24 protein-coding genes and 1 tRNA gene are annotated in these 26,542 nt (G+C 67.3%); 8 read left to right on the top strand and 17 right to left on the bottom strand.

What is annotated here, in order from left to right; translation table 11 throughout:
* Nucleotides 1-88: 88 nt before the first annotated feature.
* The 7 genes from ACUVWL_RS00955 to ACUVWL_RS00925 all read right to left on the bottom strand — a co-directional run bounded on the left by ACUVWL_RS00955 (nt 89) and on the right by ACUVWL_RS00925 (nt 5,422).
* Nucleotides 89-550, bottom strand: a complete 462-nt coding sequence (locus ACUVWL_RS00955) for a hypothetical protein (protein WP_014648206.1) — start codon at nt 548-550, stop codon at nt 89-91.
* Between the two features lie 115 nt (nt 551-665).
* Nucleotides 666-1,136 carry a hypothetical protein gene (locus ACUVWL_RS00950; protein WP_014648207.1) on the bottom strand — a complete coding sequence of 157 codons (471 nt, stop codon included), beginning with the start codon at nt 1,134-1,136 and terminating at the stop codon, nt 666-668.
* Nucleotides 1,137-1,231: 95 nt separating this feature from the next.
* The gene (locus ACUVWL_RS00945) at nt 1,232-1,711 is read right to left on the bottom strand and encodes a hypothetical protein (protein WP_032957208.1); all 480 of its coding nucleotides are present in this window, start codon (nt 1,709-1,711) and stop codon (nt 1,232-1,234) included.
* Between the two features lie 258 nt (nt 1,712-1,969).
* Nucleotides 1,970-2,848 (bottom strand): 30S ribosomal protein S6--L-glutamate ligase, encoded by an 879-nt coding sequence (rimK, locus tag ACUVWL_RS00940; protein ID WP_005418651.1) that lies wholly within the window; start codon nt 2,846-2,848, stop codon nt 1,970-1,972.
* Between the two features lie 177 nt (nt 2,849-3,025).
* On the bottom strand, nt 3,026-3,244 hold the full coding sequence (locus ACUVWL_RS00935) for a hypothetical protein (protein WP_032957205.1): 219 nt from the start codon (nt 3,242-3,244) through the stop codon (nt 3,026-3,028).
* A gap of 124 nt (nt 3,245-3,368) precedes the next feature.
* Nucleotides 3,369-3,442, bottom strand: a tRNA-Gly gene (locus ACUVWL_RS00930).
* 159 nt (nt 3,443-3,601) lie between these two features.
* Nucleotides 3,602-5,422, bottom strand: coding sequence for an autotransporter outer membrane beta-barrel domain-containing protein (locus ACUVWL_RS00925; RefSeq protein WP_288496540.1), 1,821 nt, complete (start codon nt 5,420-5,422; stop codon nt 3,602-3,604).
* 240 nt (nt 5,423-5,662) lie between these two features.
* On the opposite strand from ACUVWL_RS00925, the gene thiS reads away from it, so the two are divergent.
* From thiS to ACUVWL_RS00905, 4 genes are all read left to right on the top strand, one after another.
* Entirely contained in the window at nt 5,663-5,863 is a 201-nt protein-coding gene (thiS, locus tag ACUVWL_RS00920) for a sulfur carrier protein ThiS (RefSeq protein ID WP_005418796.1), read from the top strand.
* A gap of 118 nt (nt 5,864-5,981) precedes the next feature.
* Nucleotides 5,982-6,776, top strand: a complete 795-nt coding sequence (locus tag ACUVWL_RS00915) for a thiazole synthase (protein ID WP_005418798.1) — start codon at nt 5,982-5,984, stop codon at nt 6,774-6,776.
* Nucleotides 6,776-7,510 carry a tRNA (guanosine(46)-N7)-methyltransferase TrmB gene (gene trmB / locus ACUVWL_RS00910; RefSeq protein WP_019660186.1) on the top strand — a complete coding sequence of 245 codons (735 nt, stop codon included), beginning with the start codon at nt 6,776-6,778 and terminating at the stop codon, nt 7,508-7,510. The genes ACUVWL_RS00915 and trmB overlap by 1 nt, the downstream gene beginning before the upstream one ends.
* 27 nt (nt 7,511-7,537) lie before the next feature.
* The gene (locus ACUVWL_RS00905; RefSeq protein WP_032957191.1) at nt 7,538-9,385 is read left to right on the top strand and encodes an SLC13 family permease; all 1,848 of its coding nucleotides are present in this window, start codon (nt 7,538-7,540) and stop codon (nt 9,383-9,385) included.
* A 303-nt stretch (nt 9,386-9,688) separates the two neighbouring features.
* On the opposite strand, the gene ACUVWL_RS00900 is transcribed toward ACUVWL_RS00905, so the two are convergent.
* Entirely contained in the window at nt 9,689-10,024 is a 336-nt protein-coding gene (locus ACUVWL_RS00900; protein WP_012511947.1) for a Rieske (2Fe-2S) protein, read from the bottom strand.
* 178 nt (nt 10,025-10,202) lie between these two features.
* Here ACUVWL_RS00900 and ACUVWL_RS00895 point away from each other — a divergent pair, with 178 nt between their 5' ends.
* From ACUVWL_RS00895 to ACUVWL_RS00880, 4 genes are all read left to right on the top strand, one after another.
* The gene (locus tag ACUVWL_RS00895) at nt 10,203-10,484 is read left to right on the top strand and encodes a hypothetical protein (RefSeq protein WP_005410817.1); all 282 of its coding nucleotides are present in this window, start codon (nt 10,203-10,205) and stop codon (nt 10,482-10,484) included.
* A 75-nt stretch (nt 10,485-10,559) separates the two neighbouring features.
* A complete protein-coding gene (locus ACUVWL_RS00890) occupies nt 10,560-11,276 on the top strand; it encodes a fumarylacetoacetate hydrolase family protein (RefSeq protein WP_445978751.1) in 717 nt (238 codons plus the stop codon).
* A 54-nt stretch (nt 11,277-11,330) separates the two neighbouring features.
* Nucleotides 11,331-11,735, top strand: a complete 405-nt coding sequence (gene mscL / locus ACUVWL_RS00885) for a large-conductance mechanosensitive channel protein MscL (RefSeq protein WP_005418809.1) — start codon at nt 11,331-11,333, stop codon at nt 11,733-11,735.
* A gap of 245 nt (nt 11,736-11,980) precedes the next feature.
* Nucleotides 11,981-13,402, top strand: a complete 1,422-nt coding sequence (locus tag ACUVWL_RS00880) for a M28 family peptidase (protein ID WP_032957185.1) — start codon at nt 11,981-11,983, stop codon at nt 13,400-13,402.
* A 126-nt stretch (nt 13,403-13,528) separates the two neighbouring features.
* On the opposite strand, the gene ACUVWL_RS00875 is transcribed toward ACUVWL_RS00880, so the two are convergent.
* The 9 genes from ACUVWL_RS00875 to ACUVWL_RS00835 all read right to left on the bottom strand — a co-directional run bounded on the left by ACUVWL_RS00875 (nt 13,529) and on the right by ACUVWL_RS00835 (nt 26,321).
* Complete coding sequence (locus ACUVWL_RS00875) at nt 13,529-14,980, bottom strand: alanine/glycine:cation symporter family protein (protein ID WP_049440414.1); 1,452 nt, start codon at nt 14,978-14,980, stop codon at nt 13,529-13,531.
* A 10-nt stretch (nt 14,981-14,990) separates the two neighbouring features.
* On the bottom strand, nt 14,991-15,977 hold the full coding sequence (locus tag ACUVWL_RS00870) for a hypothetical protein (RefSeq protein WP_049404925.1): 987 nt from the start codon (nt 15,975-15,977) through the stop codon (nt 14,991-14,993).
* Nucleotides 15,978-16,143: 166 nt separating this feature from the next.
* Nucleotides 16,144-16,977 (bottom strand): TrmH family RNA methyltransferase, encoded by an 834-nt coding sequence (locus ACUVWL_RS00865; RefSeq protein WP_049440415.1) that lies wholly within the window; start codon nt 16,975-16,977, stop codon nt 16,144-16,146.
* Nucleotides 16,978-18,486, bottom strand: a complete 1,509-nt coding sequence (locus ACUVWL_RS00860; RefSeq protein ID WP_049440417.1) for an alanine/glycine:cation symporter family protein — start codon at nt 18,484-18,486, stop codon at nt 16,978-16,980.
* A 182-nt stretch (nt 18,487-18,668) separates the two neighbouring features.
* The gene (locus ACUVWL_RS00855) at nt 18,669-19,271 is read right to left on the bottom strand and encodes a GNAT family N-acetyltransferase (protein ID WP_197621834.1); all 603 of its coding nucleotides are present in this window, start codon (nt 19,269-19,271) and stop codon (nt 18,669-18,671) included.
* The gene (locus tag ACUVWL_RS00850) at nt 19,264-22,389 is read right to left on the bottom strand and encodes an efflux RND transporter permease subunit (protein WP_032957173.1); all 3,126 of its coding nucleotides are present in this window, start codon (nt 22,387-22,389) and stop codon (nt 19,264-19,266) included. The genes ACUVWL_RS00855 and ACUVWL_RS00850 overlap by 8 nt, the downstream gene beginning before the upstream one ends.
* The gene (locus ACUVWL_RS00845) at nt 22,386-23,492 is read right to left on the bottom strand and encodes an efflux RND transporter periplasmic adaptor subunit (RefSeq protein ID WP_032957171.1); all 1,107 of its coding nucleotides are present in this window, start codon (nt 23,490-23,492) and stop codon (nt 22,386-22,388) included. The genes ACUVWL_RS00850 and ACUVWL_RS00845 overlap by 4 nt, the downstream gene beginning before the upstream one ends.
* A gap of 273 nt (nt 23,493-23,765) precedes the next feature.
* Nucleotides 23,766-25,829 (bottom strand): TonB-dependent copper receptor, encoded by a 2,064-nt coding sequence (locus ACUVWL_RS00840; protein WP_329768503.1) that lies wholly within the window; start codon nt 25,827-25,829, stop codon nt 23,766-23,768.
* 72 nt (nt 25,830-25,901) lie between these two features.
* The gene (locus tag ACUVWL_RS00835; protein ID WP_197621835.1) at nt 25,902-26,321 is read right to left on the bottom strand and encodes a DUF2946 domain-containing protein; all 420 of its coding nucleotides are present in this window, start codon (nt 26,319-26,321) and stop codon (nt 25,902-25,904) included.
* Between the last annotated feature and the right edge of the window lie 221 nt (nt 26,322-26,542).

Here is a 26,542-nt window from a genome sequence, read left to right as displayed (position 1 = left end):
CGACGTCTACCTGCTGAACGATACAGGTTCCATTCTTAACATTTCGTACCGAAGGGCCGACACCGGCAAAAGCCCCCTCGGCGAGCGGTCAGCGGCTGATGCGCTGCTGGTCGGTCAGCGCCCGGCGGCTGTCTTCCTGGGCCTTGCGACGCTGGGCCACGGTCAGGCAGACGCTGGTCGGCATGTTGCTGCCGGTAAGGCGCTCGCGGCGGCAGATCATGCGGCTGTCGGCCTGGGCGCGGGTCATGATGGTGTTGACGATCTCCTGCTCGTTGAACAGGTCGTTGCGCTCCTGCGGGGCCAGCTCATCCACCTTCTCCCGGCCATTCATCTTGATCCGGATCCGGTTCAGTGCCTGCTGCACGCGACTCTTGTCCTCCAGCCCGATCTCGCTGTAGTCCTCGCTGCCCATGGCCGTTTCAACGCGGCGGATCTGCTCGGACACCGGGGTGAAGGCATCCATCTGCACGGTGTCCTTCTGCGCCTTGGCCTGCACGGTGGCTACCAGGCCGAGCGACAGCATCAGGGCAAGTGTCGTATTGCGGTACATGACGAGCTCCATGTTCGTCCATGAATAGGGTCTCGACTTTACGATTCCGCCGATGCGCCCACAAGGGACGCACGGCAGGGTGACCGATGGCGGCATGCGACCGGTCCGGCAGCGATCAGGGCTTGTAGTTGTTGAAGCGCTGGTTGTCGTTGAGCGCCTTGCGGCTGTCTTCCTGCGCCTTGCGGCGCTGGGCCACGGTCAGGCAGACACTCTGCGGCATGTTGCTGCCGGTGGTGCGTTCACGACGGCAGACCATGCGGCTGTCGGCGTGGGCGCGGGTCATGATCGTGTTGATCACTTCCTGGTCGTTGAAGATCTCGGTGCGGTCCTGCGGACTGACCTGCTCCACGCGTTCGTGGTCGCCCATCTTGATCTTGATGCGGCCCAGCGCCTGCTGCACGCGGCTTTTGTCTTCCAGCCCGATCTCGCTGTAGTCCTCGCTGTTGATCGCCGTCTCAACGTTGCGGATCTGTTCGGCCACCGGTGCGTTGGCGTCGAACTTCACCTGCCCTTTCTCGGGCTTGGCGTGGGCGGTGGTGGCCAGGGCCAGGCCCAGCATCAGGGCGAAGGGGGTCATGCGCTGCATCGTTACCTCCAGGTTCTTCCATGAGTGGAACATCGATCCTGCGGTGCCACCGATGCGCCGTCACAGCACACTCGATGGGCCGAAGGGCGGTGCGGTCAACGCCCGGCGGGCGGTGGGCTGAGCGTGTTGTAGCTGCGCTGGTCGTTGATCAGCGCCTTGCCTTTCTCTTCGATCCGGCGCCGTTCGGCCACGGTCAGGCAGCGGCTCTTGGGCATGTTGCTGCCGGTGGTGCGTTCGTACCTGCAGATCTGCCGGCTGTCTTCATGGCCACGCGCCAACAGGGTGTTGATGCGTTCCTGCTCGTTGAAGACCTCGGCCTGCAGCTGCGGCGGCAGCTCCTGCACGGTCTGGCGTTCGCCCATGTGCTGGCGGATACGCGACAGCGACTGCTGCACCTGGCCGCGATCCTCGGCGGACAGTTCGGCATAGTCGGGGGCGGCCAGGGCGGTTTCCACCTGACGCATCTGCTCGGCGACCGAGCCCTGCCGGTCCATCTGTACAGCCACTTTCTCCGGCTTGGCGGCAACAGCGCCAGACAGGCCCAGCAGCAACGCGATCATCATGATGCGGTACATCGCCAACCTCCCGATCCATCCCGGAACGAAGGGCCAACTCTACGACCGTCACGCGGCCTCCACAAGAGACCTTGGGCATGGGGCCGACAGGCATAAAAAAGGCCCAGACGGTGCACCCGCCTGGGCCTGAAGTCGTATCCCGATACCGATCCTGCTGAGAGGCAGAGCTGCGGTTCGCTGAAGCCTACGCCCGATCCGATTAAAGCCTCGTTAAAGGCCCGGATCATTTGCCGGTGAGAATCATAACCCCATGGATAATCAGGGTTTTTTGATCTTCTCTACGTGCTCGATGATGCGTGTCGCCACGTCGACCCCGCAGGCCGCTTCGATGCCTTCCAGCCCGGGCGTGGAGTTGACCTCCAGCACCAGCGGGCCGCGCGCGGAACGGATCAGGTCCACGCCGCAGACCGACAGGCCCAGCGCCTTGGCCGAACGCACCGCCACCTGCTGCTCGGCACGGCTGGCCTTGGCCGCCACAGCGGTACCCCCGGCGTGCAGGTTGGAGCGGAAGTCGCCCTCCGGTGCCTGCCGCTGCATCGACGCCACCACCTGGTCGCCCACCACGAAGCAGCGCAGGTCGGCCCCCTTGGCCTCGCCGATGAATTCCTGCATCAGGAAGTTGGCGTACAGGCCGCGCAGCGCTTCGACGATGCCGCGCGAGGCACTGGCCTTCTCGGTCAGGATCACGCCGCGCCCCTGGGTACCTTCATTGAGCTTCACCACATGCGGCGGCGGGCCGAGCATGGACAGCAGATCGACGGTGTCATCGGGGTTGTCGCCGAACACGGTGACCGGCATGTCGATGCCCTTGGCCGCCAGCAGCTGGTGCGCGCGCAGCTTGTCGCGCGAACGCAGGATGGCGTCGGACGGATTGGGCGTGCGCGCGCCCATCAGCTCGAACTGGCGCAGCACCGCGGTGCCGTAGCGGGTGATCGAGGCACCGATGCGCGGGATGACCATGTCCACGCCGGTCATTGGCCGGCCCTTGTAGTGCATGGAAAAGCCATCGGCGGCGATGCGCATGTAGCAGCGCAACGGGTCCAGGATGCGCACGGTGTGGCCGCGCGCGCGCGCCGCCTCGACCAGCCGACGGGTGGAATACAGGGAGCTGTTGCGGGACAGGATGGCGAGCTTCATCGCGGTGGGATCGGTCGGCAGGCGCGAAGCATAGCGCGGGCGTGTGGCGGGTGGATGATGCCTGGCCCGTGCCGCCTGCGCCGGTAGTGGCCGGCTCCTGCGGCGACGATTCCGGCGAAAGAGTAACCATCGCCGGATACACCACAGGCCCGCATCACCATGCGGGCTGGTTCCGCTTCAGAACCCGCGCGCGGATTCACCCAGCGCTGCGATGCAGGCCATCTGCGTGACCGATCCGGCCGAGGTCCCCTCATAGATCTGCCACAGAAGCTGCGCGGCCTTCGGCCCACCGGCGCGACCCAGTGCGCGCACTGCCGCCAGCTGGCGGGAGGTGCCGGCACCGGAGTTCCTGTAGATCTCATGAAGGCTGCCGACGACGTCGTCCTTCGTTTCCATGCGCTGCGTCCCGTGTAGGAAATGCGGCAACGCTAACCGGGCGCGGATGGCCGTGGATATGAAACTAATCAGAAATGCAGAAGGCCGCTGATGAGCGGCCTTCTGTCTACACGCGTGGCGTGATTGGAGCGGGCGATGGGAATCGAACCCACGTCAGTAGCTTGGGAAGCTACAGCTCTACCATTGAGCTACGCCCGCATTGCGGGTGAAAGTCTATGCGGTTGGGCCAGTGTTGCGCAATGGCAGCATGCCGCAATGGGGTCAGAGCCGTTTCCTGGCGGAAACGGATCCGACCCCCGGCGCAACAGGTCAGAGCCCTTTCCTTGCGGAAAGGGATCCGACCCCAGCGGGTGCTGCTTAGAACGTGCCGCTGAAGTTGGCGAACAGGGTGGCGTCCTGCGCGCGCTTCTGGCCGGTCGACGCGCTCAGGCCGAAGTTGCTCTGCAGGCCGAACAGTTCGGTACGGGCACCCAGCACGACGGTGGCGTAGTTCTTGTCGAAGTTCAGGCCGGGCACGCGGTAGTTGCCCAGTTCCGGCAGGGTCTGCAGCCAGGCGCTGGCCTGCTTGGTGTCCTCGAACTCGTGATCGTAGGTCACCTGCGCGTACGGCTTAACGGCGCCGCCATCGAAGCGGGCCTGCCAGCCGAGGCGGCCGACGGTCGAATCGACGTTCTGGCGGTCATAGCCCAGTGCGGTGGCCAGGGTGCCGGCCGCGGCGCTTTCGGTGTAGCCGTCGATCTTCACCTTCTGCCAGATCACCGAGGCGATCGGGCCGTGGCGGAAGCCGCCTTCGGTGCCGAACTCGTAACCGGCGTTCAGGGCGGCGGTCAGGTTGCTGCCGTCCGGCGAACCACCGTGCTCACGGGTGGCCGGGCCCAGCTGGACCTTGCGGTTAACGTCATAGGACAGCCAGGTGTAGCTGACCTGGCCGTTCACCCAGATGCGATCGCCGTACCAGCCGGCGAACAGACCTGCGGTGGTGTCCTTCTGGGTGAAGTCGCCACGGCTATTGCCGAAGTCGGCGCTGAGGCGGCCGAAGCCGGCGAAACCGCCGAACACCATGCCGTCGCGGGCCCAGTCGATACCGAACAGGCCGGCCGGGGCCAGGCCGTCGTACAGGTCGGCGTGGTCGTAGCGCTGCAGGTCGCCACGCACGCCCCCCCACCAGGACAGGCCGTCAGCCGGCCGACCACCCAGGTGCATGCTGACCTGGTCGGCACGCGAGCGGCCGATGGTCTGTGCCGAGTGGCTCAGCACCTGCTGCAGGCGCGGGCCTTCCAGCACCGAGACCGCGTACTGGCCCAGCAGCTGATGACCGGCAGTGGTCGGGTGCACACCATCGGCAAACAGGTAGGTGTTGGCCGCATCCGGGCTGACGTAGCTGGTCGGGTTGCAGGTCAGGATGCTCTGCGTCGAGTTGGCCGGATCGATCTTGCAGGCGGTGCTGGTGACGTTGGTGAAGCCGTACATGCCCGGGTTGGCGGTCACTTCACGCAGGATGCTGAAGGTGTCGAGCGGAATGAACTCGATGCCCGCCTGCTTCAGACCACCGTACAGGGCCTTGTTGTAACCGGCCGACAGTGCAGTGGCGGCGGCGGCGTTGGGGCCACGGAACTGCGGAGTGATGCCCACGTCCGGCAGATTCGGCACGAGCACGTACTGGGCACCGGCCTGCTTCAGGGCGCCCACCAGCGCGATCTGGTCGGTGACCGCGGCGCCGATGATGCCCTGCACCTGGGCCTGCGAGGCACCACCGGCCGCTGCGCGCGTGGCCGCGAACAGATCGTTGGCACCGCCCCATACGGTGTACAGGGCATTGGCGTCAGCCTTGCCACCATTCGCAGCAAGGTAACGGGTCGCCTGCGACTTCAGCGACGGAATGGCTCCGAGGCCACCCGCTTCGTCGGCCGATACACGGGCGCCGCCGACGGCGTAGTTGTCACCGTTCTGGCCATTGCCGTTGGGCGTGCCGTTGAGGCCGTAGTAGTTGGCGACCTGCTGCGCCCACACCCAACCCGGGTTGGTGGTGAACTGGCCGGTCACCGGACGCACATCGGCCGGCAGCAGCGGGCGGAAATAGCCAGCGTCGGTCAGGCTGTCACCGAAGAACACGGCCTTGGAATAGGGGGATTCGCCTGCCATGGCCGGAAGCGCGGCCAGCGCGATCGCGGCCGCCATCAGGGAGCGGATCGGGCGTTTGCTGAGCAGCATGTAAAAAACTCCTGTGGGGATATCGTTGAGGACCCGGCGGACGTACGCCGCCGCACGGTGAATGGTTCCACTGCGCCGCGTTTTGCTCACGCTGCGCCGCCGCATGGATTGTCGCCTGAGGGCGCTGGACCACGCTGTGCCGGGGCTGGCGATCAACGAAATTTGCAAGGGTTCCGATCCGCGCAGGCCATCGGCGACAATGCGGCGATGAACATCCAGCTCAACGGCGAACCCCGTACCCTGCCCGCTTCGGCGACCCTCCACGACCTGCTGCAGGCCGAGCAGCTGCTGCAGCGCCGGGTGGCGGTGGAGGTCAACGGCGAGATCGTCAGCCGCAGCCGCCATGGCGAGCACGTCCTGGCCGAAGGCGACGTGGTGGAGATCGTGCACGCGCTGGGCGGGGGCTGAGGCCTGCGCGGGTGTTCAGGGGTCAGATCCCTTTGCCGATGGCAAAGGGATCTGACCCCACGCTCGACCCCGCCCTCTGCGTGACCCCATCTTCAGGCGGATAAGCGATAATCGCGCCATGAACGTTCATGTCTCCCCCGATTCGCTGGTGATCGCCGGCAAGACCTATGGCTCGCGGCTGCTGACCGGCACCGGCAAGTTCAAGGACCTGGAAGAAACCCGCCTGGCCACCGAGGCCGCTGGCGCCCAGATCGTCACCGTGGCCATCCGCCGCACCAACATCGGGCAGAACCCGGGCGAGCCGAACCTGCTGGACGTGCTGCCGCCGGAGCGCTTCACCATCCTGCCCAACACCGCCGGCTGCTACACCGCCGAGGACGCCGTGCGTACCTGCCGGCTGGCCCGTGAGCTGCTGGACGGCCACAACCTGACCAAGCTGGAAGTGCTGGGCGACCAGAAGACCCTTTACCCGGACGTGATGCAGACCCTGAAGGCCGCCGAGCAGCTGGTCAAGGACGGTTTCGAGGTGATGGTCTATACCTCCGACGACCCGATCCTGGCCAAGCGCCTGGAAGAGATCGGCTGCGCTGCGGTGATGCCGCTGGCCGCGCCGATCGGCTCGGGCCTGGGCATCCAGAACAAGTACAACCTGCTGCAGATCATCGAAGACGCCAAGGTGCCGATCATCGTCGACGCCGGCGTCGGTACCGCTTCGGATGCGGCGATCGCGATGGAGCTGGGCTGCGACGGCGTGCTGATGAACACCGCCATTGCCGGTGCGCGCAGCCCGGTGCTGATGGCCAGTGCGATGCGCAAGGCGGTCGAGGCCGGCCGCGAGGCCTTCCTTGCCGGGCGCATCCCGCGCAAGCGCTACGCCAGCGCCTCCTCGCCGGTGGATGGGCTGATCGGCTGATGACCAATCCTTTTGACAGCGCCGGTTCCAAGGCCCCGCCCAAGCCCTTCACCGTGAGCGAGGGCCGCCGCGAGGTGCGCAGCTTCGTGTTGCGCCAGGGCCGCTTCACCCCTGCCCAGCAGCGCGCGTTCGACGAACGCTGGCCGCGCTTCGGCCTCGACTACACCGGCCAACCGCGTGACCTGGACGCCACCTTCGGCCGCCCGGCACACAAGGTGCTGGAAATCGGCTTCGGCAACGGTGCCGCGCTGCGCTTCGCCGCCCAGCACGACCCGTCGCGCGACTACATCGGCATCGAGGTGCACGCCCCGGGCGTGGGCCGACTGCTGAACGCGCTGGCCGAGGACAATGCCGACCACGTGCGCCTGTACCACCACGATGCGGTGGAAGTGCTGCAGAACGAGATCGCCGACGGCGCGCTCGATGAAGTGCGCATCTACTTCCCGGACCCGTGGCACAAGAAGCGCCACAACAAGCGCCGCCTGCTGCAGCCGGCGTTCGCCGAACTGCTGGTGCGCAAGCTGCGCCCGGGCGGCCGCCTGCACTGTGCCACCGACTGGGAGGACTACGCCGAGCAGATGTGGGATGTTCTCGATGCCACCGCCGGCCTGGTCAACCGTGCCGGCCCGCGTGGCAGCGTGCCGCGCCCGGACTGGCGCCCGCAGACCCACTTCGAGACCCGCGGCCAGAAGCTCGGCCATGGCGTCTGGGACCTGCTGTACGACCGCACCTGACGATCGCCTGAGGACGCCGCGCCCCACATGGATACCGCGCTGACGCTGACCAACGACATGAAGCTCGTGCTCGGGCTGGTCGGCTTCACGATGGCGATGTTCCTGTTCGAGCGCATCCGCGCCGACGTGGTCGCGCTGGTGGTGCTGGTGGTGCTCGGTGTCACCGGACTGATCGCGCCGGAGGAAATCTTCGGCGGTTTCTCCGGTAACGCGGTGATGAGCATCATCGCCACCACCATCCTCGGTGCGGGTCTGGACCGCACCGGGGCGCTGAACCGGCTGGCCGCCTGGCTGCTGCGGCGCGGCCACGGTGTCGAGCAGCGGCTGCTGATGATGACCACGGCCATCGCCGGCCTGAACTCATCCTTCATGCAGAACCCGTCGGTGATGGCGTTGTACCTGCCGGTCGCCTCGCGACTGGCAGCGCGCACCGGGCTGACGATGCAGCGCCTGCTGCTGCCGATCTCGGCGGCGATCGTGATGGGCGGCGCGCTGACCATGGTCGGCAATTCGCCGCTGATCCTGCTGAACGATCTGCTGGCCTCGGCCAACAACAACCTGCCCTCCGGCCTGGCCACCATCGAGCCGCTGCGCATGTTCGCGCCGCTGCCGATCGGCGTGGCACTGCTGGTCGCCTCGCTGCTGTACTTCCGCTACTACGGCGACCGCAAGCTGATCGAGGAAGAAAACCTGGTCAACGACGGGGTCACCCCGGCGCGAACCGAGAGCTACTTTGCCAAGACCTACGGCATCGAAGGCGATGTGTTCGAGCTGGTGGTCAGCGCCGAAAGCCCGCTGGTCGGCATGACCCTGGGCGAGGCCGAGACCCTGCACGATGCGCCACTGCTGCTGGCCCTGAAGACCGGCAATGACACCCGCCTGGCGCCGCCGGCGGAGATGCGCATCTGGGTCGGCAGCGTGCTCGGTGCGATGGGCCCGCGCCAGCAGATCAGCGACTTCGCGCAGAACCAGTTCCTGCGCATGTCCTCGCGCCTGAAGCACCTGGGCGACCTGTTCAACCCCAGCCGCGCCGGCATTTCCGAGGCGGTGGTGCCGCCGACCTCGAACGTGATCGGCAAGAGTGCGGCCGACCTGCGCCTGCGCAAGGAGCGCGGCATCAGCCTGCTGGCGATCAACCGTGACAAGCAGGTGATCCGCGAGGACGTGCGTGACGTGCAGCTGCGCGCCGGTGACATGCTGGTGTTCCACAGCATCTGGACCGACCTGGCGCAGGCTGCCAAGAGCCGCGACTTCGTGGTGGTGACCGACTACCCGACCGGCGAGCAGCGCCCGCACAAGTTCAAGATCGCGATGGCGATCTTCGCGTTGACCATCCTGATCGCGCTGACCAGCAAGCTGCCGGTGGCGCTGACGCTGATGACCGGCGTGGCCGGCATGCTGCTGACCGGCGTGCTGCGCATGGACGAGGCCTATGCCTCGATCAACTGGAAGACGGTGTTCATGATGGCCGGGCTGATTCCGCTCGGCTGGGCGATGGACTCCAGCGGTGCGGCCGCGTGGGTGGCCGGCCATACCATCGACAAGCTGCCGACCGGCATTCCGGTGTGGGTGCTGGAGGTGGCGCTGGCGCTGCTGACCACGGCGTTCTCGCTGGTGATCAGCCATGTGGGCGCGACCATCGTGATGGTGCCCATTGCGGTGAACCTGGCACTGGCGGCGGGTGGCAACCCGACCGCGTTCGCACTGATCGTGGCGCTGTCGGCGTCCAACAACCTGATGACGGCCTCCAACCCGGTGATCTCGATGATCACCGGCCCGGCCAACTACACCCCGCGCGAGATGTGGCGGGTCGGCGGCCCGTTGTCGCTGATCTACACCTGCGTGGTGGTGCTGATGATCAACCTGATGTTCTGAGGGACTTGATCGGCAGGGCTGCGCCCTGCACCTGCAGAAGCCGAAGCAACAGCAACAGCGGGCATTCCGTGGGATGGCGGGGCACTGTGGGTTTGCGGGGACGCCGTAAACCCATCCATGGGGGCTTGGCCGCGGCATCCATGCCGCTCACACCCCGCAAACCCACAGTCCGCCGCCTTCGACAGTTTCACGCGGCTGGTGGTGGGTGCCGACCGTTGGTCGGCACGGATCTCGCTCTGGTAGCTGTCGACCTTGGTCGACACGGCTTTTGTAGCGTCGAGCCGTGCTCGACTGCTTCTGGCCTCAAGCCAGGTAGACCTGCCCGTCGCGCACGTCCACCGGCACCGCGCGCAGGCGGTCGCCCTTGCACGGGCCGGCGATGCAGTCGCCACTGTCCAGCGCGAACGACGCGCCATGCGCGGCGCACACCAGGTGGCCCTCGCGGCTCTTCAGGAACTGCCCCGGCGCCCAGTCCAGGCGGCGGCCGGCATGCGGGCAGATGTTCAGGAATGCGCGCACCTGCGCGCCGTCGCGGTACAGCACCAGCGATTCGGCATCTCCATCGACCACCGCTTCGACCTCGGCAAACGCGCCATCGGCAATGGCATCCAGGGCGATCAGGGCAGCAGCGGCAGTCATGGCGAAGGCTCGTACGATAAACCCGCATTGTCGCATGCCCACTCAGGTGACTGGCTGCGACATGAACACAAGTCATTGATCCGTAATAAGCACAGGCTATATTTAACGAGTTTTTCACTCAATGACAGTGGCGCGTCCCGATACTCTGGTTTCGCTGATCCCAGCCTATCGAGCCGCCATGTTCAATCGCGCATCCGCCTTCAACCAGTTCCGCACCCTGTTCGCGCCGCGCAAGCCGCGCCACCCGCTGGTGCGCGTTGCCGTGGGCCTGCTTGGCCTGGCGATCCTGGCCGCGATGGTGTTCATCGGTGTGTTCGTCGGTGCGGCGATGATCCTGGTCGGCCTGGCGTGGAAGCTGCTGGCCTCGCGCAAGCCGGGTGTTGCCCGCCCGGTCGACCCGACCGTGGTCGAAGGCGAGTACCGCGTGGTACGCAAGCCGGTGTTGCCGGCCTCGCGCTGATCCACCTCCTGCGCGCCCGCTGACGGCGGGCGCCATGCGTTCTAGACTGCGGGCACGCCCTTCCTGGATGCCCGCATGTCCGATGTCTCCGATGTGATCCCTGCCGTAGCCCTGCCGCGTGTGCCGGTAGCCGGTGGTGGCAGTTTCCCCGTGCACCGCATCTACTGCGTCGGCCGCAACTTCGCCGACCACGCCCGCGAAATGGGCGCGGCCGTACCGGCGGCCGATGACCGCGGCCGCCCGATGTTCTTCAGCAAGCCGGCCGATTCGATCGTGGTCGGTCACGACGATGCCATCCCCTACCCGCCGGCGACCGCCAACCTGCACCACGAAGTGGAGCTGGTGGTGGCGATCGGCCGCGATGCGCCCGTCGGCGAGCTGGCGGTGGCCGATGCCGACGCACTGGTCTACGGCTATGCCGTCGGCCTGGACCTGACCCGCCGCGACCTGCAGGCCGCCGCCAAGGACAAGGGCCACCCGTGGGACGCGGCCAAGGGCTTCGATGCCTCCGCGCCGATCAGCGAAATCGTCCACGCCGAGGAAGTCGGCGACCTGGCCGCGCTGAACCTGTCGCTGGAGGTCAACGGCGAGGTGCGCCAGCAGGCTCTGCTCGACCAGATGATCTGGAACGTGCCGGAGATCCTGCATGAGCTGTCCAAGCTGTGGCAGCTGCGTGCCGGCGACCTGGTGTTCATGGGCACGCCGTCCGGCGTGGCCGCGCTCAAGCCCGGCGACCGCTTCAGCGCGCGCCTGGAAAACGTGGCCGAGCGCCACGGCGTGATCGCCGGCTGACATCACCTGCGCTACCCTGCGCGCTGTCCACTTCCCCACCGGAGAAAAACAACAATGGGAATGCTCACCGAGTTCAAGGAATTCGCGATGCGCGGCAACGTCATCGACCTCGCCGTCGGCGTGGTGATCGGCGCGGCCTTCGGCAAGATCGTGACCGCACTGGTCGAGAAGATCATCATGCCACCGCTGGGCTACCTGATCGGCCGCGTGGACTTCTCCAGCCTGGCCTGGACGTTGTCGCCAGCCCGGCTCGGACCGGATGGCAAGGAGATCCCGGCGGTGGTGGTTGGCTACGGCGACTTCATCAACACCGTCATCCAGTTCGTGATCGTGGCTTTCGCGATCTTCATCGTGGTCAAGGCGATCAACCGCCTGTCGCGCAAGAAGGAAGCGGCACCGGCGGCGCCGGCCGAAGAAGTGGTGCTGCTGCGCGAGATCCGCGACAGCCTGAAGAAGTAAGGGTACCGGGCGCCTATGGGCGCCCCTCCCACCTGTAGAGCCGAGCCCACGCTCGGCTGATCTGCAAAAGGCAGCCGAGCATGGGCTCGGCTCTACAGAAGCAGGCGAAAGCCCCGCTCCGGCGGGGCTTTCGCTTTGCTGCATCTGGCGGGAAACAGCATCCGCGCCAGCCATGACCTCCCGCCCATGCGCCGGGCTGAACGACTGTTAAGCTCCAAGGCTTAGGTCCCTTCCCGGAGTTGTCCATGCGTCGCCGCGTCCTTGCCATCGCATCCTCCCTCGCCCTGTTGGCCGCCCCGGCCTTCGCGGCACCGCGCACCACCACCCTGCCCCCCGCCTCGCTGGCGACCGCCGCGCAGCTGCGCGACCAGGCGCTGGCCGATGACACCGGCTGGAAGGTGGTCGAGTCGCTCACCACCGAGATTGGTCCGCGCATCGCCGGCAGCGAAGCCGATGCCCGCGCCGTTGCCTGGGCCGAAGCCAAGTTCAAGGCCCTGGGCTTCGACAAGGTCTGGAAGGAGCCGGTGACATTCCCGAAATGGGAGCGCCGCAGTGAACACGCCGCCGTGACCGGCAGGAACCCGCAGCCGCTGCAGATCACCGCACTGGGCGGCAGCCCGGGTGGCACCGTGGAAGCCGAGGTGGTGCGCTTCGCCGATCTGGCCGCGCTGCAGGCCGCACCGGCAGGTTCGCTGAAGGGCAAGATCGCCTTCGTCGATTACCAGATGCTGCCCTTCCGCGATGGCCGCGATTACGGCCGCGGCGGTGCGATCCGCAGCAAGGGCCCATCCGAAGCCATCCGCAAGGGCGCGGTCGGCTTCCTGATGCGCTCGGCCGGTACCGACTCGCACCGCGTGCCGCACACCGGCATCACCCGTTTCGATGACGGCCTGACCCCGGTGCCGTCGGCCGCGCTGTCGGTGCCTGATGCCGACCAGCTGGCCCGCCTGCTGGCGCGTGGCAGCACCACAGTGAAGGTGGCACTGGATTGCGGCTGGGACGGCACCGCCACCTCGTACAACGTGATCGGCGAGATCACCGGCCGCAGCCTGCCGAAGGAAGTGGTGGTGATCGGTGGTCACCTGGATTCGTGGGACCTGGGCACCGGCGCCGTGGATGACGGCGCGGGCGTGGGCATCACGATGGCCGCCGGCCACCTGATCGGCCAGCTCAAGCAGGCACCGAAGCGCACCATCCGCGTGATCGCCTTCGCCAACGAGGAACAGGGCCTCTACGGCGGCAAGGCCTATGCCGAGGCACACGCCAAGGACGTGGCCCTGCACCAGCTGGCCGCCGAGAGCGACTTCGGCGCAGGCCGCATCTATGCCTTCAATACTGGTTCACCGAATCCGGAAGGCTCACGTGAAGCGACGAAGCAGATTGCCGAAGTAATGAAGCCGCTGGGCATCGAGTACCAGGCCGACAAGGGTGGCCCGGGCCCGGACGTCGGCCCGCTGGCCGCCAAGGGCGGTGCGTGGGCGTGGCTGGCGCAGGACGGCTCGGACTACTTCCACCTGCACCACACCGCCGACGACACGCTGGACAAGATCGACCCGAAGGCACTGGCGCAGAACGTGGCCGCGTATACGGTGTTCGCCTACCTGGCGGCGGAAGCCGACGGCAGCTTCGGCAGCGAGGCCAAGGCGACCACGCCGCCGAACGAGTGATGCGCTGGCGCCGGGCCATGCCCGGCGAGTGCAGCGGGAAGAGCGGTGCGAACCGAGGTTCGCACCCACCGGGCAATGGCGTGGGTCAGAGCCCTCGCCCTGGCGAGGGATCTGACCCCGATCCTGTCAGCCTTCCCACACGCTGGTGTTGCGCACGCCCAGCAGTTTCGGGTTGAACAGCGGATCCTTGCCGGCCTGGCGATGCTGCTCGTAATCGCGCAGTGCGGCCAGGGCAGGCCTTTGCAGCAGCAGGATGGCGATGATGTTCAGCCAGCTCATCAGGCCGACGCCGATGTCGCCCAGCGACCAGGCCACTGTGGCACTGTTCACCGCCGAGTAGCCGGTCGCTGCCAGGAACAGCAACTGGAAGACGCCCATCAGCCACGCCGCCGGCCGATCGCGGCACAGATAGCTGACGTTGGTCTCGGCCATGTAATACAGCGCCAGGATGGTGGTGAACGCAAACGGCAGGATCGCCAGCGCCACGAACGAACGGCCGAAGCCCGGCAGCGTCGATTCCACCGCGTGCTGCACGAAGCGTGGGCCGGCTTCGACACCCGGCAGATTGCCCAGCAGCAGGCGCGCCTCATCCGGAATACCGTTCACCGCCGGGTCGTAGACGTTGTACAGGCCGGTGGACAGGATCAGGAAGGCGGTCGCACTGCACACCACCATTGTGTCGATGTAGACCGAGAACGACTGCACCAGGCCCTGCTTGACCGGATGCGAGACTTCCGCGGCGGCGGCCGGATGCGCACCACTGCCCATGCCGGCCTCGTTGGACAGCACGCCACGGCGCACGCCCCACTGGATGGCGGTGCCGATCATCGCGCCGAACGCCGCATCCACGCCGAATGCACTGCGCAGCACCAGCATGATCACCTCCGGCACCCTGTCCGCGTTGAGCACCATCACCAGCGCCGCGACCAGCAGGTAGGCCACGGCCATCAGCGGCACCACCCATTCGGCCACGCGCGCAATGCGCCGCACACCGCCGATGAGGATGGCCCCCAGCACCACCAGCAGAACCGCCGTGGTGGTCATCACCGGCACGTCCCAGGCTTCGTTCACCGCACTGGTGATCGCATTGGACTGCGTGCCGGCCAGCATCGCGCCCGCCAGCACCGTCACCAATGCGAACAGCACGGCATACCAACGTTGGCCGAGGCCTTTTTCGATGTAGTACGCCGGGCCACCCCGGTATTGTCCTTTGCCGTCGCGCTCCTTGTAGATCTGCGCGAGCGTGGACTCGATGAAGGCGCTCGAGGCGCCGAGGAAGGCGACGATCCACATCCAGAAGATCGCGCCGGGCCCGCCGAAGGCGATGGCCATGGCGACGCCGGCGATGTTGCCCACGCCCACGCGGCTGGACAGCGAAAGGGACAACGCCTGGAACGGCGACACGCCGGCATCGGAGCGCTCATGGCGGAACATCAGGCGCAGCATGTCCGGCAATGCACGCAGCTGGATGAAGCGCGTGCGGACGCTGAAGTACAGGCCGGTGAGCAGGCACAGCACCACCAGGTAGGGGCTCCAGACGACGCCAAGGATCGCGTTGACGATGGATTCGATGTTCATCGGCGGCCCCTCAGAAGAACATGCCCAGGGCGACCTGGGGGCTGATGATGCGGCCGGTGTTGCGGCCAGCCACGCTGAACTCGACGCCGGCGATCAGGCCCAGTGACGGGCTGAAGTGGTACTCCACGGCCGGCGCCAGGGTGACGCTGCGGCTGGCCGGGCGATGCTCGTCGATGCGTTCGAAACCACCGCTGGCGTTGCGCGCGAAACCCCTCAGGCGCTGGCCGGTCTCGCGGCTGGCGGCCACTTCCATCACGCCCACCCAGCGCGGATTGAAGCTGTACTCGGCGCCGACCGACAGGCCCAGCACCGACCCCCGGGAGATGTGCCCCTGGAAGCTGTCGTCGGTGCCGTAGACGCTGGCCCCGGAGATCGCCGTCCGCGACGGCGCAGGCCCGGCGCTGAGCTGGGCACGCCAGCGCAGCGGGCGGTCGTTACCCAGCCAGACCACCTGCTGCACGCCCAATGCGGCAGTGGTGCGCTGCACACCGTCGCCCTGCGCATCGAGCGGATTGCCGGTGATGCGGTCATGGCTGCCGGTGCTGAAGCGCTGCACCAGCGCGACCGAGATGGCCGGACGCGTGCCATCGGCATTGGGCGCCTGCAACAGGTACTGCAGGCGCGCGGTGGTGTCACCGGCACGGAAACCACTACTGCGCGCGCCGCCCTGTTCGGCACGCGATGCACTGAGATTGACCTGCCCCATCACCCGGTCGCTGAAGCCGTAGATGATCGGTACCACCGTTGCCCATGCGCCGCTGCGTTGCCCACTGCGGCGGCGATGGCCGCCATCGTCGTAATGATCGCGGCTGTCGATCCGCACCAGATAGGGTTCGATGTACCAGTTGCCCTGCGGCAGGCCAGCCGGGTTGGGGGTGATCAGCGGCCCGGTGAAGTTGACGCCGTCCAGGCTGCGTTCGCTGGCTGCGGCACGGCCGTTGGCAAGGACGCTGGTCAGGACCAGCAATGCGATGAGGATACAGCGTGGGTGATGCATGGCAGCCTCTTCTGGACAACGTGGGATGGAGTTCCACCCTGCGTTGCCGGAAGCGGCTGACCAATAAGGAAACTTTCAAAACATCATGCGCGCTTGACGCAATTACGGACCCTGGAAGGGGTCAGAGCCCTCGCCTGCGGCGAGGGATCCGACCCGGGATACCGGATCAGCCGCGGCGACTCGCCCACTGCGCCAGCAGTACCGCCGTGGCCGAGGCCACGTTCAGGCTCTCCACCGCGCCGCTGCCGGGAATCGAGACCTGCTGGTCGCACGCTCCCGCCAGGCTGCGGTCCATGCCCTCGCCTTCGGCGCCCATCACATACACCAGGCGGGCCGGCAGCGAGGTGCGGAACACGTCGTCACCGCCCTCCACCAGGGTCGCCGCCAGGCCGAAGCCGGCCGCACGCAGCTGCGTCATCGCCTGGGCGGTCTCCGGCAGCTGCACCAGCGGCACCGCTTCTGCACCGCCCTCGGCCACGCGCGCGGCGGCACCGGACAGCGCCAGCGTGCTGCCGGCCGGCAGCAGCAGCGCCTTGGCGCCGAAGTGTGCGGCCGAGCGCAGGATCGCACCGAGGTTGTGCGGGTTGCCCACGCCATCAAGCCACAGCGCCAGCGCCGGGCCGTCGCCGACCTGCTCCAGCCACTGCGCCAGCGGCAGCGCCGGTGCGCGCAGCACATCGGCCACCACGCCTTCGTGGTGGGTGGTGCCGGCAAGCTTGTTCAGATCGCCGTCTTCAACCACGCGATACCCCACGCGGTTGGCCACGCACCACTTCAGCAGCGGCTGCAGGCGCGGAATGCGCGCCTCCAGCAGGTACAGCTTGCGCAGCGCCTGTGGCCGCGCTTCGAACGCGGCCAGCACGGCATTCAGGCCGTACAGGCGCAGCTCGTCGCCGCCACCGCGCCCACCACCGCCCGTGGCCGGCACCTCCGGGCGCGGCAACGGCGTTGCGCGCGGCGGACGGGCGGACGGGCGGCGGTTGTTCCAGGGGTTGTTCACTTACACACTCTCCTGCTTGCGCTGGCGCCAGAAATCGGCGTTCTTGATGCCCAGGGCATCAGGGTCGAACACCGGATCCAGGCCCAGCTTCTTCTGTCGTTCGTAGTCACGCAGGGCCAGCATCGCCGGCTTCTGGATGATGAGGATGGCAATGATGTTCAGCCAGGCCATCAGGCCGACGCCGATGTCACCCAGCGCCCAGGCCAGGGTCGCATTATGGAACGCGCCGAACACCACCATGCCGATGATGCCCAGGCGCAGCACCAGCACGGTCAGCGGGCGCTTCCTGTTGTGGTTCACATAGCTGAGGTTGGTCTCGGCCATGTAGTAGTACGCCATGATGGTGGTGAAGGCGAAGAAGAAGATGGCCACCGACACGAACGCCGAACCCCAGCCCGGCAGCACCGCTTCCACGCCGGCCTGGGCGTAGCCCGCACCTTCGGGAATGCCGGCCAGGCCCTGGAAGATCGGCGCGGCGCCCTCCACCGGCGAGTACACGTTGTAGGTACCACTGGCCAGGATCAGGAACGCGGTGGCGGTGCACACCATCATGGTGTCGAAGTAGATCGCGAAGGCCTGCACGTAGCCCTGCTTGGCCGGGTGCGAGACTTCCGAGGCGGCCGCTGCATGCGGGCCCGAGCCCTGGCCGGCTTCGTTGGCATAGATGCCGCGCTTGATGCCCCACTCCACCGCCAGGCCCATCATCGCGCCGAATGCGGCATGCGTGCCGAAGGCACTCTTGAAGATGATGCCGAACATTTCCGGCACGCGGTCGTAGTTGATGATCATGATGATGATGGCCATCAGGATGAAACCGGCGGCCATGAACGGCACCACCACTTCGGCGAAGTTGGCGATGCGCTTGACGCCACCGAAGATCACCACGCCCAGCAGCAGCGCCACCACGATGCCGATGCCCAGCTTCAGCGCCTGCACCGATTCCATGCCGAAGGCCTGGCCATCGAGCGGACCGCACAGCGCGGTGCCACGGCAGGCGTTGATGATGCTGTCGGCAATGGCGTTGGCCTGTACGCCCGGCATCAGGAAGCCGGCGGCGATGATCGTGGCGATGGCGAAGGCCAGCGCGTACCACTTCAGGCCCATGGCCTTTTCGATGTAGTACGCCGGGCCACCGCGGTAGCGGCCTTCGGCGTCCTTGGTCTTGTAGATCTGCGCCAGGGTGCATTCCACATACGACGTGGACGCGCCGAGGAAGCCCATCACCCACATCCAGAAGATCGCACCGGGGCCGCCGAAGGCGATGGCCGTAGCCACGCCGGCGATGTTGCCGATGCCCATGCGGCCGGCCATCGACATGGCCAGGGCCTGGAACGAGGACACGCCGGCGTCGGATTTCTCACCCTTGACGGTGAGGCGGCACATCTCGAAGAAGCCACGGATCTGCATGAAGCGCGTGCGCAGGCTGAAGAACAGGCCGGCGCCCAGGCACACGAAGATCAGTGCCTTGCTCCAGATGATGCTGTTGATGAAGTGTACGGTTGCTTCCACGCGCGCTCTCTCCAGTCGGCGGGTTGTAAGGACGTCCCGTCGGCTGGAAGGGACCGGTCGATTCTCCCTGATCGCAGGCCGCTGCGGTAGCGCTGTTTTGTAGAGCCGAGCCCATGCTCGGCTTGGCCCCCCGAGGAGGCAGCCGAGCATGGGCTCGGCTCTACAACAGCCAGCCCGCGTGTTCAGGGCAGCTGGGTGCGTACCCTGGCGAAACGGCGAAGGTCGTGCAGCACGCCGCGCTTGTAGACCGCGCAGCGCTCCACGCCCTCCTCCTGGAAGCCGTTCTTCTCCAGCACCCGCGCCGAGCCGAGGTTGAAGTCGACGACCGTGGCCTGCAGCCTGAACAGGCGCAGCTCGTCCATCACCCACGGTGCGAACAGCCCGACCACACGGGTCATCACGCCCTGCCCCCAATAGGCCTGGCCCAGCCAGTAGCCCAGTTCGGCGGTGTGCCCACGCTCGGCCATGCCCTGCTGGGCAGCGACGCTGCCGCAGGCCTGGCCGTCGATCTCGATGGCCAGATTCAGGGTTCCGGGGGCCAGCACGCGGCCGGCGAGGAAGGCCTCGCCATCGGTGCGCGTGTACGGGTACGGGAAACGGTCGCGCAGGCCGCGCGACACCTCGGGATCGTTGGCGTGGCGCAGCAGCGATTCCAGATCATCCGGGCGCCAGGGGCGCAGCTGGAAGCCGTCGCCTCGAAGTGGCGTCAGAGCCCTTTCCCTTTGGGAAAGGGGTCCGACCCCGTCAGCGAGGGACCCGACCCCGTCGGTGTGCCGGTCAGGCATGGCCGCCCACCGACGGCGATTCCGCTTCCTGCTTCTCCAGCTCGCGCTTCACCGCTTCCGGCGAACGGGTGTACGGGGCAAGCCGCGCGTAGAACGCCGGCACCACGAACAGCGACAGGAAGGTCGAGAGGGTCACGCCGAAGATGATCACGATGCCGATCGTGCCACGGCTGGCCGAACCGGGACCACCGGCCACCACCAGCGGAATGGCGCCGACCACGGTGGCGATCGAGGTCATCAGGATCGGGCGCAGGCGCACCATCGCCGATTCAATGATCGCCTCGCGCACGCTGCGCCCATCGTCGCGCAGCTGGTTGGCGAATTCGACGATGAGGATGCCGTTCTTCGCGGCCAGGCCAACCAGCATCACGATGCCGATCTGGCTGAACAGGTTCACCGTACCGCCACTCACCCACAACCCGACCAGCGCGCCGAGCACGCCCAGCGGCACGGTCAGCATGATGGTGAGCGGGTGGATGAAGCTCTCGAACTGCGCGGCCAGCACCAGGTAGACCACCAGCAGGGCCATGGCGAAAGTGAGCAGCACGGCGCCACCGGCGCTCTGGTACTCGCGCGATTCACCCTTCCAGTTCACCTGCGCGTACTGCGGCAGCTCTTCCTGGGCCACGTTCTGCGCCCAGGCAATGGCCTCGCCCAGCGGATAGCCCGGCGCCAGGCCGGCACTGATGGTGATCGAGCGCAGGCGGTTGAAGCGGTTCAGGGTGCCGGCCTCGGCCACTTCGCTCAACGTGACCAGGTTGGACAGCGGCACCAGTTCGCCAGAGGTGGCGCGCACGCGGATCGCGGCCAGGTCGGCCGGGCTGGCGCGACCGTCACGTCCGGCCTGCACCAGCACGTCGTACTCCTCGCCGTTGTCGACGAAGGTGGTGACGCGGCGCGAGCCCATCATGGTTTCCAGCGCCGAACCGATCGCGGTGACCGGCACGCCGAGATCGGCCGCACGCTGGCGGTCGATGTTGACCCGCATCTGCGGCCGGGTTTCCTTGTAGTCCGAGTCGGGGCCGACCAGGCCGGGGTTGTCGGCCATGCGCAGCAGGATGCGGTCGCGCCACTGCGCGATCTCCGCGTATTCCGGCCCACCCAGCACGATCTGGAACGGCTGCCCGCCGCTGCGCACCAGGCCGCCACCGACCTGGGTACGCACACGCACGCCACGGATGGTGTCCAGTTCCTTCTGCAGTTCGTTGGCCACGTCCGGCGTGGCCTCGCTGCGCTGGCGCCACGGCTGCAGGAAGATGCTGACGCGGCCCGTGTGCATTTCCTCGCTGGCACCGAAGCCACCGGGCACGCGCGGGTTGGCACGCACGATCGGCTTGTCCGGGCCGACATGCGGGGCCAGCAGCGCCTCCACCTGCTGCACCTGCTGCACGGTGTAGTCGTAGCCGGCACCTTCCGGGCCGTCGATCATGATCTGGAACGAACCGCGGTCTTCGGCCGGCGCCAGTTCCGAGGGCAGCAGCTTGAGCAGGCCCCAGCTGGCGACCAGCGCGGCCACCATCACCAGCAGGTAGATCCAGGTGCGGTCGACATGGTGATCGAGCACCCGCCCATAGGCACCCGCGAGGCGTTCCAGGTTGCGGTTGATGAAGCCGTGCAGGCCACGTGGCGCCTGCCCGGTGTGCGGCTTGAGCAGCTTGGAGGCCATCATCGGCGTCAGTGTGAGCGCCACGAACGCGGACAACGCCACGGCGGCGGCCAGCGCCACTGCCAGCTCGCGGAACAGGCGCCCGGTGTTGCCTTCCAGGAAGCCGACCGGCAGGAACACTGCCACCAGCACGGCGGTGGTGGCGATCACCGCGAAGGCGACCTGCGCGGTGCCGCGCTTGGAGGCCACCAGCGGTGGCTCACCCAGGTCGATGCGGCGCTGCACGTTCTCCACCACCACGATCGCATCGTCCACCACCAGGCCGATGCACAGCACCAGCGCCAGCAGGGTCAGCAGGTTGATCGAGAAATCGAACGCGTACAGCGCGATGAACGCCGCGACCAGGCAGACCGGTACCGTCACCGCCGGGATCAACGCGGCGCGGAAACTGCCGAGGAACAGCCAGATCACCACCAGCACCAGGATCATCGCCTCCACCAGCGTGGCGTAGACGCGGTCCACCGCCGCTTCGATGAAGGTGGTGTTGTCGAAGGCGACGAAGATCTGCGTGCCCTTGGGCAGGGTCAGCGCCACCCGCTCGGCTTCAGCGCGCGCGGTACGCGCCACGTCCAGCGAGTTGGCGGTGGAGGTCTTGACGATGCCCAGCCCGATGCCGGGCTCGCCATTGCTGCGGTAGTACGCGCGGCGTTCGGCCGAGGCCAGCTCGATCTTCGCCACGTCGCCCATGCGCACCACGTAACCGTCGCGGCCCTTGCCCAGCGGGATGGTCGCGAAATCTTCGGGCTTGATGTAGTTGCGCTCCACGCGCAGGGTGAAATCACGGTCGGTCGACTCGATGCGGCCGGCCGGCAGCTCCACGTTCTCGTTGCGCAGCGCGGTTTCCACGTCGCCGGTGGTCAGCCCGCGTGCGGCCAGCTGGTCCCGGTCCAGCCAGATCCGCATCGCATAGCGCTGGCGGCCGCCGATGCGGACCTGGGCCACGCCATCGAGGCTGGAAAAGCGATCGACCACGTAACGGTCGGCGTAGTCGCTCAGCTCCAGCGTGTCCATGGTCGAGGAGACCATGTTGAACCAGATGATGGGGTCGGCATCGCTTTCGACCTTGGCGATCTCCGGTGGCCGCGCCTCTTCCGGCATGCGGTCGGCCACGCGGCTGACCGCATCGCGCACGTCGTTGGCCGCCGCTTCGATATCGCGGTTGGAGGTGAACTCGATGCTGACCTGCGAGCGGCCGTTGGTGCTGCGCGCGTTGATCGTATCGATGCCTTCGATGCCGGCCAGCGCATCTTCCAGCACCTGGGTGATGCGGCTTTCAATGACCGCCGCCGAGGCGCCGGTGTAGTCCACCGAGACCGAGACGATCGGCGGGTCGATGGCCGGCAGTTCGCGCAGGGTCAGGCGGGTGAAGGACATCACGCCCAGCACCAGCAGCAACAGGCTCATCACCACGGCGAACACCGGCCGCTGGATGGAGATGTCGGACAGCTTCATCCGCCGTGGCCCTCGGCCGCGGCCGGCGCAGCGTCTTCAGCGGGCTTTGCACCACTGGCGGGCGCTGCGTCCTTGGCGGCGACCTTCAGGCCCGGACGCAGCTTGCCGGTGCCATCGACCACGATGCGCTGGCCCGCTTCCAGACCCTGCCTGATCTCGACCACGCCGGCACGGCGCGCGCCAGTTACCACGTCCACACGCTCGACGCTGTCGTCAGCCTTGATGCGGTACACGAAGGTATCGCGACCGACCTGCACCACGGCGATTTCCGGAATCACCAGCGCCGGGCGCTCGGGGCGGAACAGGCGCACGTCCAGCAGCATGCCAGGACGCAGCGCATGGTCGCCGTTGGCAAAGTCGGCGCGCACGGTCACGGCACGGGTGGCCGGGTCGATGCGCGCATCGATGGTGCTGACCACGCCCTCGAAGGTGCGGCCCGGCCAGGCCACGCTGGTGGCGCTGACCTTGTCACCGACGCCCAGCGCAGCCAGTTCCACTTCAGGCACCTGGAAATCGATGTGCATGTGCTCGATGTCATCGAGCGTGGCGATGACCGTGGTCGGGGTCACCAGCGAGCCAGGGCTGACCTGGCGGATGCCGAGCACGCCGGCGAACGGCGCGCGCACACGGCGATCACCGATGTCTGCCTGCATCTGCATCACGCGCGCTTCGGCGGCATCGCGGATCGACTTCTGCGTATCCAGCGTGGCGCTGGACACCAGCCGCTGGGCGGCCAGCTCGCGCTGGCGCTTGTACAGCTGATCGGCTTCATGGAAGGTCGCCTGCGCCTGCACCAGCGCGGCCTCCTGGGCCTGCCCACGAAGGGTCACGATCGGCGCACCGGCCGCAATGTGCTGGCCGCTTTCGAAATGCACTTTCTCGACGATCTCGCTGACCTTGGCGGTCACGCTGATCGATTCGCGCGCCTTGGCCGTGCCAAGCGCCTGCAGGGTGTCGCTCCACTGACGGGACTGCACGACCTGCGCAGTGACCGGCACCGCTTCTCCCTGCCGACGCGCGGCGGCCTCCTGTTTGCCTGCGCACCCGGCCAGCACGGCCAGGCTGAGGCCAAGGGCCAGGGTCGAAGCGATACGAGCCAACATGAACGGTCCAAATTGATCCACGGCCGCCGAGTGTAGGCAAGTGCCCCTGAAAGCGGTATGTGCCAAGCGTTTACCGGCGTGGAACCAGGGCTGCGATAGCGCCTTGAACCCATTCCGTGCAAGGCTGCCATGGGCAGTGTCGGCGTGTATCGGGGTGTATCCCGTCGTGCACCACCGGGTCAGTCATCGTAGAGTCGAAGCTGCCCGACGGAGGGCGTCGGGCGGGGACGGATCCTGGCGGGGATCCGGCCCCGTTTTTTTACATCCGGCGGATCAATACCGGTAGTTCAGCTTCATCCACACGCTGCGCCCCGGCTCGTTGATGCGCACCGGGTCGGCCGGGAAGCCGAAGTCGGCGCTGCCGGCCAGGTTCAGGTGCTCGCTGTAGGCGCGGTCGAACAGGTTGTCGACGCCTGCGCTGAGCTGCAGCTGCGAACCGAAACGGTACGCCGCGTTGAGCGCGAAGGTGGCAAAGCCCGCGCTCGGCCCAAGATCCTGTGCGACCACGTTGCCCTGGCCATCTGCGACACGGTGCTGGTGGGTCACCGCGCGCAGCAGCGCACCGGCGCTCCAGCGCTGGCCTTCCCAGTTCGCACTCAGGCGCGCTTCCAGCGGCGGCATCTGCGGCAGCGGACGCTGCTGGTCGCGGTTCTCGCCCCAGGCATAGGCCAGCGTGCCACCCAGCTTCCACTGTTCGGCCACGCTCACTTCCAGCCCCGCCTCGGCACCGGCGATGCGCGCATCGACGTTGCTGGCCTGGCTCATCCCCATCGCGCCGCTGCGGTGGTAGGTGAACAGGATGTAGTCCTGGATCTGCCCGGCGTACGCCGAGACCCAGGCCTGCACGCGCGGTCCCTTGTACTGCAGGCCAGCGTCGAGCTGGGTGGTGCGCTCGGGCTGGATGCCGGCAAACGCGTTCACCGCATCGGCCGGGCCGTGGTCGGGCGAGAACAGCTCCCAGTAGTCGGGCATGCGTTCACTGTGGCCGAGGCCGGCGTACCAGGTCAGGCCGTCGGCCAGGTCCTGCTCGTAGCGCAGGAAGCCACTGCCGAGCCATTCCTTGCGACGCTGGCCCGCAGTCGGATTGGGCATGTTGCCCATCATTCCGCGGAGCAACTGCCGCTCGTCGCGCACGCTGGCGCGATCGATGCGCAGGCCGCTGATCCAGCGCTGGTCGGTGCCGGCGCCGAGGGTCAACTCGGTGAACACGCCGTAGCGGCGGAAGTTGGCATCGGTCTCCCAGGCGGCCTGGCGGTAGGTGTCGCGGCCCATGCCCATGCGGCCACGATGGCGGCTGTCCTCGCCATCCACGCCCGCCACCAGCTGCACGTCCTGCCAGCGCCACTCGGAACTGACCCGGCCGCCCTGGGTACGGCGATCCACGTTCGAGGCCATCGGCATCGGCATCATGCTGTTCGGGTTCGGCGCACGCAGCGTGTAGTTGTCCATCACGTGATCGGCCTCGTTGTAGTACACGTTGGCCTGCACCGTGTCCCACGCACCCGGCAGGTTGCGCTTCTCGAAACGCGCGGCATAGCTGGTGCGTTCGAACGCGGCCCCGTCCATGCCCCGTCCCGCATAGCGTGCGATCGCATCTCCGGCACCGGCAGAAATTTCCAGCAGCGTGTCGGCATCCGGCGTCCAGCCGATCGCCACGTCACCGTTCCACTTGCGCCACTTCGACGGCACCACATCGCCGTGGCCGTCCTTGTAGTCATCGGCTTCGGAACGGTTGCCACTGGCGCGCACATAGCCGGTCGGGTTGCCCAGGGTCAGGTCAAGCACCTGGTCGTTGCGGTTGCGCGAACCGACCAGCGCACTGGCATCGGCACGCAGGCCCGGCTCTTCGAAGCGCGGTGTATCGCGCTCGAAGCGTACGGTGCCAGCCGAGGCACCTGCGCCCCAGCGCACGCTCTGCGGGCCCTTGATGATGGTCAGCCGGTCGAAGCTTTCCGGCGCGATGTAGGACAGCGGATTGTCCATGCGCGACGGGCAGGCACCGATCAGGTTGCCGTCATTGCTGAGGATGTTCAGGCGCGAACCGAACATGCCGCGCAGCACCGGGTCACCGTTGGTGCCGCCGTTGCGGATGGCGGAGAAACCGGGAACGGTCTTCAGGTAATCGGCGCCATCACTGGCGGGTACCGGCTGCCGCGGCAGGCGTGGGTCGGTCACCCAGTGCAGTGGCGAGGACGGTGCGGCAGCGGTGACCACCAGGGTGTCGAGGGTACGCGCCTCTTCGGCGGGCGCGGCATGGGCGAGCGTTGCAGCTACGGCCAGGCCAAGGGCAAACGGCAGGCGCGCACAGGCGCCCGCGGGGCGGGAAGTCATTTTCATCGGAACAGCTCCAAGGTACGCACGCGCGCACGGCGCCCGGTCAGGCGTCGTGCGGCAGATTCGACAGGGACATCAGCGAACGATGGAGAAAGGCGGCGGCCCACGCGCGGCATGCGCCGGCCAGCACAGCGCGGGCAGCACCTGCCGCGACCAGGGGAACACCAGCCGCGGCCGCCACAACAGCGGCAACAGCAGCACCAGCACGGCCAGCCACGGCAGCAGGCGCATCGCCAGCACGCAGTATTCGCAGGCTTCGCCGTGCATGGCGTGGGGATCGGCCGGTGGGGTCGGATCCGTGTGCCCGGGCAAGGGGCTCTGGCCCGCTACGGCACCATCATGCTGCATGTGCGCGTGGTCCATGCCGGCCATCGCAGCGTGGTCCATCGGCTGCGCCTGCAGCGCGCGGCTGACCAGCGGCGCAAGCACCATCAGCAGCGTCGCCAGGACGGCAAGCTGGAGCAGAAGGCGCTGCGGGCGGGACAGCCGAGTCATCCCGCTAGTGTAGAGCCGGGTCCAGGGTTGCCCGTGCGACGAACCGTCGCAGGAGGGGGTTTATCGGCAGGGCTGCGCCCTGCACCTGCAGAGGCCACGTCCACGGCAAGAGCCGAAGCAACAGCAAAAGCAAAAGCTGGCTTCCTGTTGAATGGCGGGGCGGGTCCGGTTGCGGGAGACGCCGTAAACCCATCCATGGGGGCTTGGCCGCGGCATCCATG

This window comes from Stenotrophomonas muris, from assembly GCF_052751275.1.
Note: the sequence above shows the minus strand (reverse complement) of the source record. Positions and strands in the feature narration are given on the sequence as shown.